The organism is Rhodococcoides sp. S146-33, assembly GCF_059489205.1.
In genome coordinates, this window is record NZ_JCAJWY010000002.1 from 947,171 (window position 1) to 962,640 (window position 15,470).

Here is a 15,470-nt window from a genome sequence, read left to right on the forward strand (position 1 = left end):
CGAGCGGCGTGCCGTTCCACCGAGGTACAACCCGCCCGTGCCGCTGGAGCCGGGGCCGGTGGCCGCGGAGTTCGACCGACACACGCCCACGCAACCGCGGCCGGAGGAGTTCCCGGCACCTGGTGGAGGCTGGTCGCCGCAACCGTGGGCGGGTGCGCCGAACCCGTATCGCCCCACCAGCCAAGATCTGGGTGCCGATTCGCTGCTGAAGCGTCCCAAGCGAGCGTCGAACTCCGGATGGCGTCGAGGCGTTCACCGGCTGACCGGTGGTGTCATCAATCCGGGTGAGTCGACGGCCGAGGAGCGGTACCGAAATCAGGTCGAGCGAATCCGTCAACCTGTGCTCGGTGACTACCGGATCGCGTTCCTCTCCCTCAAGGGTGGTGTCGGCAAGACGACTACCACGCTCGGCCTCGGCTCGACGTTCGCGTCGTTGCGGGGAGATTGCGTCATCGCCGTGGACGCGAACCCCGACTTCGGCACCCTCGGAGAGCGAGTTCCCCGGCAGACGTCGTCGACCGTCCGCGACCTGTTGGCAGCCGCACCGAACATTCGGCGCTACTCCGACATTCGCGAGCACACCTCGCAGGCACCGAGTCGACTGGAAGTGCTTGCAGGAGAGCGCGACCCGGCGGCGTCCGAGATGTTCGGCGAAGAGGATTACCGAGCCGTCATCGACATGCTGCAGGTGTACTACAACCTGATCCTGACCGATTGCGGAACCGGCATCATGCATTCGGCGATGAACGGCGTGCTGCAGCTGGCCAACGCGCTCGTACTGGTGAGTTCCCCGGCGGTCGACGGTGCCCGCAGTGCCGCGGCGACATTGGACTGGCTCGAGCTGCACGGGTACGGACACCTGGTCGAGCGAACGGTCGTGGTGATCAGCTCGGTGCGTCCGGGCTCGTCGGCAGTGGACATGAACCTGCTGCAGCAGCATTTCCTCGAACGCTGTCGCGCAGTCCTCGTCGTCCCGTTCGACGAGCATCTGGCAGAGGGCGCGGTGGTCGATCTCGATCTGTTGCGCCCGCAGACCAGAAGCGCATTCGTCGAGCTCGCCGCCATGGTCGCGGACGATTTTCCGGCAGCGTCCGGCCGACACTCGGGTCCCCTGCGCTGACATTCACCGGCTCGGTTCGTCCACCGGTTTCAACCTGATCGGCCGGGTGCGTACCAGCGCCGTCGGATCCAGGTATTCGCGGCCTCGTCTGATGCCCCAGTGCAGACATGTGGGCGAGCAGCCCTCGTGTCCGAACGCCACCGAACCCAGCACCGTTCCGCGTCGGACCCGCGTTCCTGCTGTGACCGCGGCCGTCACCGGCTCGTACGTCGAGCGCAGTCCTCCCGCATGGTCGACCGATACGACGGGCTTTCCCGCGACCGAACCGGCGAACACCACCGTGCCGTCGGCCACCGCCAGTACCGATCGTCCCTCGTCGGCGGCGAGGTCGATACCGCGGTGTCCGGGGAGCCAATCCTGGTCGGGAAGGTCGAACGGGGTGACGATGCGGGGCTTCGGCTGCAACGGCCAGGTGAAATCGCCCGGAGCGGCCGATGCGACCGTCGTCGAGAGCGAGAGGCCGACCGCGACGCCGATCGACGATGCCCGCACGGCGAGACGAAAGTTCATCCGTCGACCATCTCCCGAATCAGAGCACCGAAACGGTAGTGAACGTCGATTGTGGACAACGGACTTCTTTGTCCACAGGTAGCGGAATCTCTTGACAGTCGGGCCTGGTTATGAAGGGGGCCGTGGCAGGTCTACACTCGTCGATGCGGCCTGTGCGTGCACGGGTCGACTTCGCGCGTCCGTTGTCATCGCATCGTCTGCCACGGCAGAACCATCGATGCGAGAACCGGTTGTCGGCGGTCCTGAGAATCCTCGTGGTTCGCGGGTCCGGCAACCCCAGCGGCCGCCAGGGCAGAGGTCACCGACACTCTGCGTCAACCGCACCATCGAAAGAGAGTTCTTCAGCCATGGCTGTAGTAACAATGAAGCAGCTGCTCGACAGCGGCACACACTTCGGACACCAGACCCGTCGCTGGAACCCGAAGATGAAGCGATTCATCTTCACCGACCGCAACGGCATCTACATCATCGACCTGCAGCAGACTCTGACGTTCATCGACAGGGCCTACGAGTTCGTCAAGGAGACCGTTGCCCACGGAGGCACGGTTCTGTTCGTCGGCACCAAGAAGCAGGCGCAGGAGTCCATCGCAGCCGAGGCGACTCGCGTGGGCATGCCCTACGTCAACCAGCGCTGGCTCGGTGGCATGCTCACCAACTTCCAGACCGTGCACAAGCGCCTCGTTCGCCTCAAGGAGCTCGAGGCAATGGAGCAGACCGGCGGCTTCGAGGGACGCACCAAGAAGGAAATCCTCATGCTCACGCGTGAGATGACCAAGCTCGACCGCACCCTCGGTGGTATCCGGGACATGGCCAAGGTTCCGTCGGCCATCTGGATCGTCGACACCAACAAGGAGCACCTCGCGGTTGCCGAGGCCCGTAAGTTGAACATCCCGGTGATCGCGATCCTCGACACCAACTGCGATCCCGACGTGGTCGACTACCCGATCCCGGGTAACGACGACGCGATCCGTTCCGCTGCGCTGCTGACCAAGGTCGTCGCGTCCGCAGTCGCCGAGGGCGTACAGGCGCGAGCAGGTCAGAACACTGCATCCGACGCCAAGCCCGAGGTCGGCGCAGGCGAGCCCCTCGCCGAGTGGGAGCTCGAGCAGCTCCAGCAGGCGTCACCCGCGGCAGACGCACCGGCCGCGGACGCACCGGCAGCAGAGGAAGCTCCGGCAACCGACGCTCCCGCTGCAGAGGCTCCGGCAGCAGAGGAAGCACCAGCCGCTCAGGCTTGATCGAATTCGGTCCCGGTTCACCCTCAGGGGTGGGCCGGGGCCGCTTCGGTATGTCAGGGTGGTGGTCGGAGCGGCTCCACAGTGAGCCCGTCGACCACGCCCTGGAACAGCATTTTTCGTCAACGCCCGTACCCAGACTTTGAGGAGGCTCGCCCACGATGGCGAACTACACTGCCGCCGACGTCAAGCGGCTCCGTGAGCTCACCGGCTCCGGAATGATGGACTGCAAGAACGCGCTCGCCGAGAACGACGGCGACTACGACAAGGCCGTCGAGTACCTGCGTATCAAGGGTGCCAAGGACGTCGGCAAGCGCGCCGAGCGCAACACCGCCGAGGGCCTCGTCGTTGCCGAGGGTGGAGTGCTCGTCGAGATCAACTCCGAAACCGACTTCGTGGCCAAGAACGACGAGTTCCAGACCTTCGCGGCGTCCGTTGCGGCGACGGCTGCAGCAGGCAAGCCGGCCGACGTCGATGCCCTCAAGGCGCTCGACCTGAACGGCAAGACTGTCGAAACGGCTCTGAACGAGCTGTCGGCGAAGATCGGCGAGAAGCTCGAGCTGCGTCGCGTCGTGTCCTACGACGGCAACACCGCCACCTACCTGCACAAGCGCAGCGCGGATCTGCCGCCTGCCGTCGGCGTCCTCGTCGAGTACACCGGTGACGGCGACGCCGCAGGCGACGCCGCTCGCGCCGCTGCGATGCAGATCGCTGCCCTCAAGGCCAAGTACGTCACGCGCGACGAGGTCCCCGAGGACCTGGTGGCCGCCGAGCGTCGCATCGCCGAGGAGACCGCTCGCGAAGAAGGCAAGCCGGAGCAGGCATTGCCGAAGATCGTCGAAGGTCGCGTGAACGGATTCTTCAAGGACGTCGTTCTCACCGAACAGAAGTCGGTGCAGGACGGCAACAAGACCGTCAAGGCCATTCTCGACGAGGCCGGCGTGACCATCACCCGCTTCTCTCGATTCGAGGTCGGCGCCAGCTAGTCTGCGCACCGGTCGGTCGAGGCGATGCCGTTCATTCGATTCCATCGAGTGGGCGGCATCGTTCGTGCGCGAGGCACGTCGGAGCCGTGTCCACCGACCGGGTACCGATAGGGCAGGATGATCGGTGAGTAAACCGTAGTGTTCGACGAGTACCGAGGAGAGCTATGACCGATCCGGCCCCTGACCGTCCCGGGTTCCGACGCGTGATGCTCAAACTGGGTGGGGAGATGTTCGGTGGAGGCCAAGTGGGGCTCGACCCGGATGTCGTGAACAACGTCGCCGAACAGATCGCCGAGGTGGTGTCCACCGGAGTTCAGGTCGCCGTCGTGATCGGTGGCGGAAACTTCTTCCGGGGTGCCGAACTTCAGCAGCGTGGAATGGATCGATCTCGGTCGGACTACATGGGCATGCTCGGCACGGTCATGAATTGCCTTGCGCTGCAAGACTTCCTGGAAAAGCAGGGCGTGGCGACGAGGGTGCAGACGGCAATCACCATGGGCCAGGTCGCGGAGCCGTACCTACCACTACGCGCGCGTAGGCACCTGGAGAAGGGCCGCGTCGTGATCTTCGGCGCCGGAATGGGGATGCCGTACTTCTCCACCGACACCACGGCAGCGCAACGCGCCCTCGAGATCGGAGCCGAGGTGTTGCTGATGGCAAAGGGCGTCGACGGCGTCTACTCGGCCGATCCGCGTCTGGACCCCGACGCAACGATGTTCGACACGATCACCCACCGCGAGGCGATCGAGCAGGGACTCAAAGTCGCCGACGCGACGGCTTTCAGCCTGTGCATGGACAACCAGATGCCCATGTTGGTGTTCAATTTGTTGGTTCAAGGAAATATTGCTCGCGCCGTGGCGGGCGAGAAGATCGGCACGCTGGTCACGTCGTGAACGTCACCGACACGACGGTGGGCGAATCGAGAACGAAGACGATGGAGGACAGATCGTGATTGACGAAGCTCTCTTCGACGCCGAAGAGAAGATGGAAAAGGCCGTATCGGTTGCACGTGACGATCTGTCCTCGATCCGTACCGGGCGTGCCAACCCGGGAATGTTCTCGCGCATCGTCATCGAGTACTACGGAGCACCGACGCCGATCACTCAGCTGGCGAGCATCAGCGTTCCGGAAGCTCGTCTGGTCGTGATCAAGCCGTACGAGTCCAATCAACTCGGGCCGATCGAGACCGCGATCCGCAACTCGGACCTCGGGGTGAACCCTACGAACGACGGCAACCTGATCCGTATCGGTGTTCCGCAGCTGACCGAAGAGCGTCGCCGAGAATTCGTCAAGCAGGCGAAGGGCAAGGGTGAGGACGCGAAGGTGTCCATTCGCAACGTCCGCCGCAAGACGATGGAAGAGCTCAAGCGGATCCAGAAGGACGGCGAAGCGGGCGAGGACGACGTCGTACGCGCGGAAAACGAGCTCGACAAGACAACCGCCAAGTACACCGCGTCGGTGGACGATCTCGTCAAGCGTAAAGAAGGCGAGTTGATGGAGGTCTGACCTCCGAAAGGAGTGGCTTTCACGACGGCAGACGATGAATCGCGAGGAGTTGACGACAGTGGTGGGACCGGATCGGCAGGAGGGCAGCGGTACGCCTGCCGGCTCGTCCGGGGTCGCTGCCGCGAAGTCCGCCGGAAAAGCCGGCCGTAACCTGCCTGCCGCGATCGGCGTCGGCGGCAGTCTGGGCGTCGGCTTGATTCTCGTGCTCGTGTTCGTCCCGCTGGTGTGGATCGGGGTCGTGGCCGTTGCATTGGCCGTCGCGACGTATGAGGTATCGAAGCGGCTTCGTGAGGGCGGTGTACTGGTTCCGCGCATCCCGCTGATCATCGGCGGTCAGGCCATGATCTGGCTGGGCTGGCCGTTCGGTGCCGTCGGAGTGCTCAGTGCTGCGGTGGGCACCGTCGTAGTCTGCATGGTGTGGTTGCTGCTGCGACAAGGGTTCGGCACCGCTCCCAAGAACTATCTCGAAGAACTGTCGGTCACTGTTCTGGTGGCGTGTTGGCTGCCGCTCCTGGCCTCGTTCGCCGTTCTGATGGTCCTGCAGGACAACGGTGCCGGACGCATCCTGGTCTTCGTCATCGGTGTCGTGTGCTCGGATGTCGGCGGTTACATAGCGGGCGTGTTGTTCGGGAAGCACCCGATGGCACCTGCAATCAGTCCGAAGAAGTCCTGGGAGGGACTCGTCGGATCGCTTGTCTTCTGCATCATCGGTTGCCTGTTGACGGTGACTCTCATCCTGGGGGCGAACTCGCTGATCGGTGTATTGCTCGGAGTCGTGCTGGTCGTCACGGGCACCCTGGGCGACCTCATCGAATCGCAGGTCAAGCGCGACCTCAGAATCAAGGACATGGGAACTTTGTTACCCGGCCACGGCGGCATCATGGACCGACTCGACTCGCTGCTGCCGTCGGCGTTCGTGGCATGGCTCGTGTTCACCGTGTTGCTCTGAGACGACTCCGTCGGACGATGCGCGGTGATCGCGGCAAGGTGATCCCGAGTCCCAATATCTGGCACTGGCCACACCTGTACGAGGCAGAGAACCGAGCTCAGGACGTCGATGGTGCCGTGTTCGAGGCGATCAGGTCTGCCGCGGACTGGGCCGCCAAGACAGTTGTCGACGTGGGCTGCGGAACCGGATTTCACCTCCCGATCTTCGCGCCCGATGCCGACAGCGTGCTGGGCGTGGAGCCGCACGAACCGCTCGCGGCCGTGGCGAGATCGCGGGTGGCCGACCTCGCGAACGTCGAGGTGCAGACCGCTGGAGCAGAGTCTCTACCGGTCGACGACGGTAGCGTCGATCTTGTTCATGCTCGCACGGCATACTTTTTCGGCCCCGGTTGTGGACCCGGTATCCGCGAGGCAATGCGAGTCCTCCGACCCGGCGGCGCGCTGGTCGTCGTCGACCTCGACGCAACGGCGTCTCCGTACGGTGACTGGATGCGTGCGGATCTTCCGCATTACGATCCAGCCGCCGTCGAGGCATTCTTCGACGCGCAGGGGTTCGAGCTGCAACGCATCGATACCAGATGGACGTTTCCCGACCGTCGAATCTTGCGCGATGTGCTGGGAATCGAATTCTCCCCGCGAGTAGCGCGCGTGGCGACACGGGCAGTCGACGGACTGACCCTGGGTGTGCGCTATCGCGTCCACGTTCGGTACAAACCGACGGGCGTCGAACTGAGGTGAGCCTGCCTCAGCGTCGAGCGATCACGACGCCGCGGAGATTCCGAAGATCTGAGCCAATTCGTTGATCTTGAGCGCTTTGGCCAGACGAGGCAGATCGCTGCCGTCCTTGACATGGGCACCGTCGGCACCGAGGGCGTCGATCACATCGTGCGCCCAGGACACATCGGTGGGGGAGGGAGCGAGTTCGCGGTTGACGATGGCGACCTGATCGGTGTGCATGCAGAGTTTGCCGGCCATGCCCATCGACAGCGTCAACGCAGCGTCGCGGCCGAGGATGCTGTCGTTCGCGGTCAATGTCGGACCATCGATGGGTCCGGGCAGTCGCGCGACCCGTGACGAGACGACCAGGCGTGAGCGTGGGTAGGCCATGGCCAGTGGATCGTCGCTCATGCCGGTGTCGCGTCGGAAGTCACCGCTGCCGAACGCGAGCCGAAAGGTGGAGTCGGCCCGTGCGATCTCGGTGGCGGCCTCCAGGCCGGCGGCCGATTCGACCAAGGCGAGGATCGGTGTGCCGTCGGCGAGGCGGGCGGCTGTCGCCTCGACCTGACCGCCACTCTCGGTCTTCGCGAGCATGACTCCCACGAGGCCGGGCAGACCCGACAATGCGGCAAGATCGTCGGCCCAGTACGGAGTCGTCGCGTCGTTGACACGGACCCACGCGGAGTTGCCCTCGCTCAGCCAGCGGACAACGGCCTCGCGTGCGGCAGGCTTCTTGGCCGGAGCCACCGCGTCCTCGATGTCGAGGATGACGGCGTCGACACCGGACGCCACTGCAGCGTCGAACGTGTCGGGCTTCGTGGCGGGTACCAACAGCCACGATCGAGCGCGGTCGGGTGCAACGCCGGATGCCACCGGTGTCTCCATGAAAGTAGTCACGTCATGCTCCTCGAGTGAAGTCGGGCACCGCCAACCTTATCGATTCAGTCGAACGGTGCCAGCTTCTGTACATAGTGTTCACGAACCGTGACGCTGATTCTTCTTTGCTGCGCGGCGTACCTGCAGGATGCGTGCGCCACCGGCCATGGCCATCACCAGTGCGCCCGCGATCGCGGCCAGCAACATGCTGATGCCGAGCGGTAGATCGAGCTGCCAGGCGAAGATCTGCACGGTGACCGAGTCGAGGTTCTGCACGATGAACACGAGGAGGACCACGAGGACGACTGCCCCGACCACCAATCCGGTCCACAGCGCGGCGGTCCGCGTATGAGCGACGTCCTTGGGGGTGTGTTGCTGTTCCGGAACGAATTCGGGGTCGGGTGCGGAATGGCCGTCCGAATCCGGGGTAGTGATCGGGGCGAGATCGCCGGAGGCACTCGCCGACCGATCGAATCCCGCCTTCGTCGACGCCGATGTGTCGAACTGTGCCTCGTTGCTGTCGTCTGCTCTGGTGGCCATGTGGATGATCCTTTCGCACGTGCGGTCCGAATGCACGCGCAATCGGTCCCGGCCTCAGTACCCGCCGAGGCACCGTCGAAAACCGTCGCGAATAGGACTGTGAGCACAACGGGTGGACAATGGTGAGCATGGAGTTGAGTCAGCAGAAACGACGCGGGGGTCGAGCATGAGTGATTCCGCAGCCGCAACGGACGGCGCGACCGAGCAGAAGAGGCCCAACCTTCCCCTCGTCTTCACCGCTCCCCGCCGGGGCATGCCGTCGCGCCACCTCGCCGACCTGGACAAAGAGGGGCTACGGGAGGCAGTGAAGGCGCTGGGTCTGCCAGCATTTCGGGCCGATCAGTTGGCGCGGCACTATTACGCGCGACTCGAAGCCGACACGACCAAGATGACCGACCTTCCGGCCGAGGCTCGCGAGAAGGTCGGTGCCGATCTCTTTCCCACGTTGCTGACGCCGATCAAGCACCTGGCATGTGACGACGGTGACACTCGAAAGACCCTGTGGAAGGCCAACGACGGCACGTTGCTCGAGAGCGTTCTGATGCGGTACCCGGATCGGGCGACTCTGTGCATCTCCAGTCAGGCCGGGTGCGGAATGGCCTGCCCCTTCTGTGCGACGGGCCAGGCCGGGCTGACGAGGAACCTGTCGACGGCCGAGATCGTCGATCAGGTCCGTTCGGCCGCTGCCGATCTGCGTGACGGCGTGGTCCACGGCGGCGAGGGCCGACTGTCCAACGTGGTGTTCATGGGGATGGGTGAGCCGCTGGCCAACTACAAACGCGTGGTGGCGGCAGTGCGCAAGATCGTGTCTCCCGCGCCCGACGGTCTGGGACTCTCACAACGTTCGGTCACCGTGTCCACGGTCGGTCTGGCTCCGGCCATCCGCAAGTTGGCCGACGAGGGACTGTCCGTCACCTTGGCGGTATCTCTGCACACACCCGACGACGAGCTCCGTGACACGTTGGTTCCGGTCAACAACCGGTGGTCGGTGGCGGAGGTGCTCTCCGCGGCCCGGTACTACGCCGATCAGACCGGTCGACGTGTCTCGATCGAGTACGCGATGATCCGGGACGTCAACGATCAGCCGTGGCGAGCGGACATGTTGGGCAAGAAGCTGCACAAGGCGCTCGGTTCGCGGGTCCACGTGAACCTGATCCCGCTCAATCCGACTCCGGGCAGCGAGTGGGACGCCAGCCCGAAACCGGTCGAGCGAGAATTCGTCAGACGAGTGATCGCGCAGGGCGTCTCGTGCACGGTGCGCGACACTCGTGGTCAGGAGATCGCCGCGGCATGCGGTCAGCTCGCCGCTGAGAACTGAACCGGGAGCTACCGGGGCTTGCGGCGAACGATCACGTCACGCACGACCAGTCCGACCAGGGTGACGGCAAATCCGATCAGCCACAGATCCTCGACCTTGCCGGTGTGGTTACCAATGATCATGAACAGCAGGAATGCGGCAACGACGATGGCGGCCACTCGCATCGCGCGGTTAGATTCGCCACTCCACCCCCATTCGGCGGACGGCACGTCCGGAACCTCGTGACGGGTATCGACGACCTGGTCGTACGAAGCGGTTTCCAGTTCGTTGTTTGCCACCGGTCGGTCCTCTCGGGTGATGATTCACGTTGACGTGCGCACGAGGCGTCGAGGCTGCCGCGTGTGGACAATATTGGCATACGACCGCCCGTCGTAGCCATCAGGGTTGCGCTCACCCGGCGCGAGTATCGACTTCGGTGAGAGACTGCCTCGGTGACGTCCGAGCGCCTTCCGCACCCGCTGACCCAGTTCCCGCTGAGCTATCCCCGCGACATGGTCGGGTACGGCCGAACTCCACCGGACGCCCAGTGGCCGGGAGGGGCGAACATCGCCGTCCAATTTGTCCTCAACTACGAGGAGGGCGCAGAGAACAACGTGCTCGACGGCGACACCAAGTCCGAGACGTTTCTGTCGGAAATGATAGGGGCGCAAGCGTTTCCGAATCGCCACATGAGTATGGAGTCCCTGTACGAGTACGGATCCAGGGCAGGCGTGTGGCGAGTACTCCGGGCATTCGAGAAACGAGACCTTCCTCTGACGGTGTTTGCCGTCGCCAAAGCCATGGAACGGAATCCGGAAGTGGTTGCCGCACTGGCAGAGCTCGGTCACGAGATCGCCTGCCACGGCTTGCGGTGGCTTTCGTATCAACAGATCGACGAGAACGTCGAGCGCGAGCACATGGCCGAGGCGGTGGCGATCCTGACGGAGCTGACCGGCTCGGCTCCGCTGGGGTGGTACACCGGGCGCGATTCACCGAACACGCGATCACTCGTCGTCGAACACGGTGGATTCGTCTACGACTCCGACTCCTACGCCGATGACCTGCCCTATTGGGAGAAGGTGTCCACCGGCAGTGGGACGGTCGATCATCTGGTGGTCCCGTACACACTCGATACAAACGACATGCGGTTCGCCTCACCGGGAGGCTTCTCGACCGGTGACGAGTTCTACGCACATCTCCGGGACGCGTTCGACGTGCTCTATGCCGAGGGAGAGCATGGCAGCCCCAAGATGCTGTCGATCGGACTGCACTGTCGACTGGTGGGCAGACCTGCTCGCATCGCGGCCCTCGAACGCTTTCTGGATCACGTGCAATCGCACGAGAAGGTATGGGTCGCCAAGCGAATCGATATCGCCGAGCACTGGCGCGCCGTACATCCCCCCGGTGCCTGACTCAACGGGCGGAACGGCACGCCTTCTCCAGCGCGCCGAAGTACCGGTCGGTGGCCAATGCCTGCCCGCGTCGACCCACCGGGCCGGCCAGTCTGGTGTACCAGCGCCCCGGCCGTGAGAACGCCGAGATGTGTGCGGTGACGATGCCGTCGGCAGGGGAGTAATCGATGTGGAAGAGTTCCTCGCCGGCCTCGGGGTGGCCGTCCAGGGTGCCGTAGGCGAACCCCTGGCGATTGGCCTCGTCGATGACGTAGATCACCCGGCACGGGATTCGAATCGGGCCGAGCGTGAGCACCACCACCGCGTCGGTGATAGCGGTGTCGGTGGTCGGGTGGACCTTGAGGCCCGCACCCCGATGCATATCCCACTGCATCAGGGCGTCGGCTCCGGCCCCGAATTCGTCGAGTCCGGATCCGATCACCCGCGACTTCGCCAGGTGGTGGTAGCCGGTCGGAAACCTGCCGTTCGTCGCCCCCACATCGGCGTAGTTGAACGATGCCGTGCGGTACTTCGAGACGTCCATGGCCTCCAGCGTGCCAGCCTTCGTCGACGCATAGGGGTTTCTCAGGCTCGGTAGGCAACAATGGACCGGTGCCAGACCATAGTGGAACGACCACCTCGGATCGCCCCGCGCCGATTCGCGTGCTGCTGTTGGGGAGTACCGGATCGATCGGAACCCAAGCGCTCGACGTCATCGCAGCCAACCCTGGTCGCTTCGTCGTCGTCGGTCTCGCGGCGGGCGGCGGAAACATCGACCTGCTGCGTCGTCAGATCGCCGAAACCGGTGTCGACCGTGTTGCCGTCGCCGATCCGGACGCTGCCGCCGCGCTCGATTTTCCGGGAACACTCAGTGGACCACGGGCAGTCACCGAACTCGTCGAGACGACTCCGGCGGACGTGGTGCTCAATGCGCTGGTGGGATCGCTAGGCCTCGAACCGACGCTCGCAGCGTTGAAAACCGGTGCCCGGCTCGCATTGGCCAACAAGGAATCACTGGTGGCCGGAGGCGAACTCGTCCTCGCTGCTGCCGCCCCCGGGCAGATCGTGCCGGTGGACTCGGAGCACTCGGCGTTGGCGCAATGCCTTCGCAGCGGCACCCGCAGCGAGGTGGATCGGTTGATCCTGACCGCGTCGGGTGGACCGTTCCGCGGGTGGACCGAGACCGAGCTGAAGTCGGTCACCCCGAAGCAGGCCGCGGCGCACCCCACCTGGTCGATGGGTCCGATGAATACCTTGAACTCGGCGACCCTGGTGAACAAGGGGCTCGAGCTGATCGAGGCGCATCTGCTCTTCGGAGTTCCCTACGACAAGATAGACGTGACCGTGCACCGTCAATCCATCGTGCATTCCATGGTCACATTCGTCGACGGCTCCACCATCGCCCAAGCCAGCCCACCGGACATGAAGCTGCCGATCGGTCTGGCACTCGGGTGGCCCGATCGAGTGCCGGATGTCGCTCGCGCACTCGACTTCACCTCGGCGTTCTCCTGGGACTTCGAGCCGTTGGACGATCGAGTGTTCCCCGCCGTGCAGCTCGCCCGCGAAGCCGGAATTCTCGGCGGGTCAATGACCGCCGTCTACAACGCGTCCAACGAGATCGCGGCCGAGGCATTCTTGGCCGGACACATCGAATTCCCGCAGATCGTGCAGACCGTGCGTGCGGTGGTCGACGGCGGTCGTGCGGACTGGTCGGCGGTGCCGACTACCGTGGACGACGTACTCGCGGCGGATTCCTGGGCCCGCGCGCATGCGCGTGAGCTCCTGAAGCAGAAGGGCGTCTGACTCACATGGTGTTCGCACTCGGCGTCGTGCTGTTCGCCGTCGGCATCGGTGTGTCGATAGCACTGCACGAGGCAGGACACATGTGGACCGCGAAAGCGCTCGGCATGAAGGTCCGTCGGTACTACATCGGTTTCGGCCCCAAGATCTTCTCCTTCCGGCGCGGCGAGACCGAATACGGTCTCAAGGCGATTCCGGCCGGAGGGTTCTGCGACATCGCCGGAATGACGGCGATCGACGAGCTCGCTCCCGACGAAGTCGAGCGAGCGATGTACCGCCAGAAGACGTGGAAGCGCATCGTCGTCATGGTCGGCGGCATCGCGATGAACTTCGTGCTCGGCATCGTGCTGGTGTACACGTTGGTGGTCGGGTGGGGAACGCCGGATCGCGTGACGCCGCCGACTGTCCAGGTCAGTGATGTCGTATGCATCGCTCCCTCGCAGACCGAGGACGGCACACTGGCACCGTGTTCCGGAAGCAGTCCTGCGGCCGAAGCCGGTCTTCGCCAGGGCGACGTCGTCACCGCCGTCAACGGTGAGCCGGCGCAGTACTGGTCCGAGGTCGTCGAAGCAGTGCAGGCGTCGTCCGGCTCGGTGGATCTGACCATCGAGCGAGACGGTTCGCCCATCGATCTGACCATCCCGATCACCGAGGTTCAGCGCTTCGTCACCGATCCGGACACCGGAGCCAAGGAATCGACCACGGTCGGCGCGGTCGGGGTCAGCGGCTCCACGATTGCGCCCCCGAATGTTCGGTACAACCCGATCGAGGCAGTACCCGAGACCTTCGTCTTCACCGGCGACATCTTCGTCCAGACCGGTAAAGCGCTGGTGCAGCTGCCCACCAAGGTGCAGGCGCTGTGGGAGTCGATCTTCGGCGGGGAACGTGGACTGGACACCCCGATGAGCGTCGTGGGTGCGAGCGTCATCGGCGGCCAGGCCGCCGAGAACGACAACTGGGCTCTGTTCGTCGGTTTGCTCGCCTCGCTGAACTTCTTCCTCGGTGCGTTCAACATCGTGCCGCTGCTGCCGTTGGACGGTGGCCACATCGCCGTGACCATCTACGAGCGCATCCGCAACATTTTCCGCAACCGCCGCGGTCTACCCGACGGCGCGCCGGTGGACTACATGAAGCTCATGCCGGTCACCTATGTGGTGATCATCGTTTTCATCGGGTTCTCTCTCTTGACACTTACGGCGGACATCGTCAACCCGATTCAATTGTTCTAAGTAGACTCGACAGTCGTAGCTAGGAAAGAAGGCCACTGTGTCCGTGTCAGTCGGATTGGGAATGCCCGCACCACCGGTGCCCGTACTTGCGCCACGTCGAAAGACCAGGCAGCTCCAGGTCGGATCGGTGGGAGTGGGTAGCGACAGCCCCATCTCGGTGCAGTCCATGTGCACCACCAAAACTCACGACATCAACGCCACGCTGCAGCAGATTGCCGAGCTGACGGCGTCGGGCTGCGACATCGTCCGTGTGGCATGCCCCACACAAGAAGACGCTGATGCGCTGTCTATCATCGCCAGGAAAAGTCAGATACCGGTGATCGCCGATATCCACTTCCAGCCCAAGTACATCTTCGCCGCGATCGAGGCCGGTTGCGCCGCAGTTCGTGTCAATCCCGGAAACATCAAGGAATTCGACGGCCGAGTCAAGGAAGTCGCGAAGGCCGCCGGCGATGCGAACATACCGATTCGCATCGGTGTGAACGCAGGCTCACTGGATCCCCGCCTGATGAAGAAGTACGGCAAGGCCACTCCCGAGGCGCTCGTCGAATCTGCGCTGTGGGAGGCCGGGCTGTTCGAGGAACACGGATTCGGCGATATCAAAATCTCCGTCAAACACAACGACCCTGTCGTGATGGTCGCCGCGTACGAGCAGCTCGCCGCTCAGTGCGACTACCCGTTGCACCTCGGCGTCACCGAGGCCGGCCCCGCTTTTCAGGGCACGATCAAGTCCTCGGTTGCCTTCGGGGCGTTGCTCTCCCGTGGAATCGGCGACACCATCCGCGTCTCTCTGTCGGCACCACCCGCCGAGGAGATCAAGGTCGGAAACCAGATTCTTCAGTCCCTCAACCTGCGCCCTCGCAAGCTCGAGATCGTCTCGTGCCCGTCCTGTGGGCGTGCTCAGGTCGACGTCTACACCCTCGCAGACGAGGTCACTGCAGGCCTCGAAGGCATGGAAATCCCGCTGCGCGTAGCCGTCATGGGCTGCGTCGTCAACGGGCCGGGCGAGGCACGCGACGCTGATCTGGGCGTGGCGTCGGGCAACGGCAAGGGCCAGATCTTCGTCAAGGGCAAGGTCATCAAGACGGTGCCGGAGGCGCAGATCGTGGAGACCTTGATCGAGGAAGCAATGCGCATCGCGGAGGAATTCGAGAAGGACGAGACTGCCGACGGCGGCGCTCCGGTAGTGACTGTCAGCTGAGCAGGGCGTCCCCGATCGTCATCCGGTTTGTCGCACTGCCACCGGGGGAACACGTTGTCTGGAATGATTCGGTAGACGCTCGGTCGGTGGTCACGCGGTAGGTGGGTCAGGAGG

The 15,470-nt window shown here is 64.1% G+C and carries 17 protein-coding genes; 12 read left to right on the top strand and 5 right to left on the bottom strand.

The genetic code is table 11. The features are described 5' to 3' along the window. Nucleotides 1-37 precede the first annotated feature (37 nt). Entirely contained in the window at nucleotides 38-1,120 is a 1,083-nt protein-coding gene (locus AC5WEY_RS12950) for a MinD/ParA family ATP-binding protein (RefSeq protein WP_495646161.1), read from the top strand. A 3-nt stretch (nucleotides 1,121-1,123) separates the two neighbouring features. Here AC5WEY_RS12950 and AC5WEY_RS12955 read toward each other — a convergent pair whose 3' ends face one another. Next, nucleotides 1,124-1,630 carry a M23 family metallopeptidase gene (locus tag AC5WEY_RS12955; protein WP_495646162.1) on the bottom strand — a complete coding sequence of 169 codons (507 nt, stop codon included), beginning with the start codon at nucleotides 1,628-1,630 and terminating at the stop codon, nucleotides 1,124-1,126. Nucleotides 1,631-1,977: 347 nt separating this feature from the next. Here AC5WEY_RS12955 and rpsB point away from each other — a divergent pair, with 347 nt between their 5' ends. The 6 genes from rpsB to AC5WEY_RS12985 all read left to right on the top strand — a co-directional run bounded on the left by rpsB (nucleotide 1,978) and on the right by AC5WEY_RS12985 (nucleotide 7,043). Continuing rightward, nucleotides 1,978-2,868, top strand: a complete 891-nt coding sequence (rpsB, locus tag AC5WEY_RS12960) for a 30S ribosomal protein S2 (RefSeq protein WP_057477617.1) — start codon at nucleotides 1,978-1,980, stop codon at nucleotides 2,866-2,868. A 158-nt stretch (nucleotides 2,869-3,026) separates the two neighbouring features. After that, complete coding sequence (gene tsf / locus AC5WEY_RS12965) at nucleotides 3,027-3,851, top strand: translation elongation factor Ts (RefSeq protein WP_037189637.1); 825 nt, start codon at nucleotides 3,027-3,029, stop codon at nucleotides 3,849-3,851. A 164-nt stretch (nucleotides 3,852-4,015) separates the two neighbouring features. After that, the gene (gene pyrH / locus AC5WEY_RS12970) at nucleotides 4,016-4,744 is read left to right on the top strand and encodes a UMP kinase (protein WP_057477618.1); all 729 of its coding nucleotides are present in this window, start codon (nucleotides 4,016-4,018) and stop codon (nucleotides 4,742-4,744) included. Between the two features lie 55 nt (nucleotides 4,745-4,799). Next, nucleotides 4,800-5,357: a ribosome recycling factor gene (frr, locus tag AC5WEY_RS12975; protein ID WP_057477619.1), complete on the top strand. Its 558-nt coding sequence runs from the start codon at nucleotides 4,800-4,802 to the stop codon at nucleotides 5,355-5,357. 34 nt (nucleotides 5,358-5,391) lie between these two features. Further along, complete coding sequence (locus tag AC5WEY_RS12980) at nucleotides 5,392-6,306, top strand: phosphatidate cytidylyltransferase (RefSeq protein WP_495646163.1); 915 nt, start codon at nucleotides 5,392-5,394, stop codon at nucleotides 6,304-6,306. Nucleotides 6,307-6,323: 17 nt separating this feature from the next. Beyond that, the gene (locus tag AC5WEY_RS12985) at nucleotides 6,324-7,043 is read left to right on the top strand and encodes a class I SAM-dependent methyltransferase (protein ID WP_495646164.1); all 720 of its coding nucleotides are present in this window, start codon (nucleotides 6,324-6,326) and stop codon (nucleotides 7,041-7,043) included. A 21-nt stretch (nucleotides 7,044-7,064) separates the two neighbouring features. Here the strand turns inward: AC5WEY_RS12985 and AC5WEY_RS12990 are convergent, their stop codons facing one another. Beyond that, a complete protein-coding gene (locus AC5WEY_RS12990) occupies nucleotides 7,065-7,907 on the bottom strand; it encodes an HpcH/HpaI aldolase/citrate lyase family protein (RefSeq protein ID WP_495646556.1) in 843 nt (280 codons plus the stop codon). 90 nt (nucleotides 7,908-7,997) lie between these two features. Continuing rightward, entirely contained in the window at nucleotides 7,998-8,438 is a 441-nt protein-coding gene (locus tag AC5WEY_RS12995; protein WP_057477623.1) for a LapA family protein, read from the bottom strand. Nucleotides 8,439-8,604: 166 nt separating this feature from the next. On the opposite strand from AC5WEY_RS12995, the gene rlmN reads away from it, so the two are divergent. After that, nucleotides 8,605-9,756 (top strand): dual-specificity RNA methyltransferase RlmN, encoded by a 1,152-nt coding sequence (gene rlmN, locus AC5WEY_RS13000; RefSeq protein WP_057477624.1) that lies wholly within the window; start codon nucleotides 8,605-8,607, stop codon nucleotides 9,754-9,756. A gap of 8 nt (nucleotides 9,757-9,764) precedes the next feature. Here the strand turns inward: rlmN and AC5WEY_RS13005 are convergent, their stop codons facing one another. Next, nucleotides 9,765-10,034 (bottom strand): DUF2631 domain-containing protein, encoded by a 270-nt coding sequence (locus tag AC5WEY_RS13005; protein ID WP_283275530.1) that lies wholly within the window; start codon nucleotides 10,032-10,034, stop codon nucleotides 9,765-9,767. 213 nt (nucleotides 10,035-10,247) lie between these two features. On the opposite strand from AC5WEY_RS13005, the gene puuE reads away from it, so the two are divergent. Further along, nucleotides 10,248-11,147 carry an allantoinase PuuE gene (puuE, locus tag AC5WEY_RS13010; RefSeq protein WP_495646557.1) on the top strand — a complete coding sequence of 300 codons (900 nt, stop codon included), beginning with the start codon at nucleotides 10,248-10,250 and terminating at the stop codon, nucleotides 11,145-11,147. 1 nt (nucleotide 11,148) lies between these two features. Here puuE and AC5WEY_RS13015 read toward each other — a convergent pair whose 3' ends face one another. Continuing rightward, a complete protein-coding gene (locus AC5WEY_RS13015; RefSeq protein ID WP_495646165.1) occupies nucleotides 11,149-11,670 on the bottom strand; it encodes a DUF1990 domain-containing protein in 522 nt (173 codons plus the stop codon). 119 nt (nucleotides 11,671-11,789) lie between these two features. On the opposite strand from AC5WEY_RS13015, the gene dxr reads away from it, so the two are divergent. The 3 genes from dxr to ispG all read left to right on the top strand — a co-directional run bounded on the left by dxr (nucleotide 11,790) and on the right by ispG (nucleotide 15,356). Beyond that, nucleotides 11,790-12,929, top strand: coding sequence for a 1-deoxy-D-xylulose-5-phosphate reductoisomerase (dxr, locus tag AC5WEY_RS13020; protein WP_057477627.1), 1,140 nt, complete (start codon nucleotides 11,790-11,792; stop codon nucleotides 12,927-12,929). 5 nt (nucleotides 12,930-12,934) lie between these two features. Next, nucleotides 12,935-14,155, top strand: coding sequence for a M50 family metallopeptidase (locus AC5WEY_RS13025; RefSeq protein ID WP_057477628.1), 1,221 nt, complete (start codon nucleotides 12,935-12,937; stop codon nucleotides 14,153-14,155). A gap of 61 nt (nucleotides 14,156-14,216) precedes the next feature. After that, nucleotides 14,217-15,356: a flavodoxin-dependent (E)-4-hydroxy-3-methylbut-2-enyl-diphosphate synthase gene (gene ispG / locus AC5WEY_RS13030; RefSeq protein WP_057477781.1), complete on the top strand. Its 1,140-nt coding sequence runs from the start codon at nucleotides 14,217-14,219 to the stop codon at nucleotides 15,354-15,356. The last annotated feature ends 114 nt before the right edge of the window (nucleotides 15,357-15,470 follow it).

Bases quoted from the DNA above. Each gene is read 5' to 3' on its own strand.
- puuE (WP_495646557.1), top strand. From the start codon at position 10,248: ATGGTCGGGTACGGCCGAACTCCACCGGACGCCCAGTGGCCGGGAGGG.
- AC5WEY_RS12995 (WP_057477623.1), bottom strand. From the start codon at position 8,438: ATGGCCACCAGAGCAGACGACAGCAACGAGGCACAGTTCGACACATCG.
- tsf (WP_037189637.1), top strand. From the start codon at position 3,027: ATGGCGAACTACACTGCCGCCGACGTCAAGCGGCTCCGTGAGCTCACC.
- AC5WEY_RS13015 (WP_495646165.1), bottom strand. From the start codon at position 11,670: ATGGACGTCTCGAAGTACCGCACGGCATCGTTCAACTACGCCGATGTG.
- AC5WEY_RS12955 (WP_495646162.1), bottom strand. From the start codon at position 1,630: ATGAACTTTCGTCTCGCCGTGCGGGCATCGTCGATCGGCGTCGCGGTC.
- rpsB (WP_057477617.1), top strand. From the start codon at position 1,978: ATGGCTGTAGTAACAATGAAGCAGCTGCTCGACAGCGGCACACACTTC.
- rlmN (WP_057477624.1), top strand. From the start codon at position 8,605: ATGAGTGATTCCGCAGCCGCAACGGACGGCGCGACCGAGCAGAAGAGG.
- AC5WEY_RS12990 (WP_495646556.1), bottom strand. From the start codon at position 7,907: ATGGAGACACCGGTGGCATCCGGCGTTGCACCCGACCGCGCTCGATCG.
- AC5WEY_RS12985 (WP_495646164.1), top strand. From the start codon at position 6,324: ATGCGCGGTGATCGCGGCAAGGTGATCCCGAGTCCCAATATCTGGCAC.
- AC5WEY_RS12980 (WP_495646163.1), top strand. From the start codon at position 5,392: ATGAATCGCGAGGAGTTGACGACAGTGGTGGGACCGGATCGGCAGGAG.
- AC5WEY_RS13025 (WP_057477628.1), top strand. From the start codon at position 12,935: ATGGTGTTCGCACTCGGCGTCGTGCTGTTCGCCGTCGGCATCGGTGTG.
- ispG (WP_057477781.1), top strand. From the start codon at position 14,217: ATGCCCGCACCACCGGTGCCCGTACTTGCGCCACGTCGAAAGACCAGG.
- pyrH (WP_057477618.1), top strand. From the start codon at position 4,016: ATGACCGATCCGGCCCCTGACCGTCCCGGGTTCCGACGCGTGATGCTC.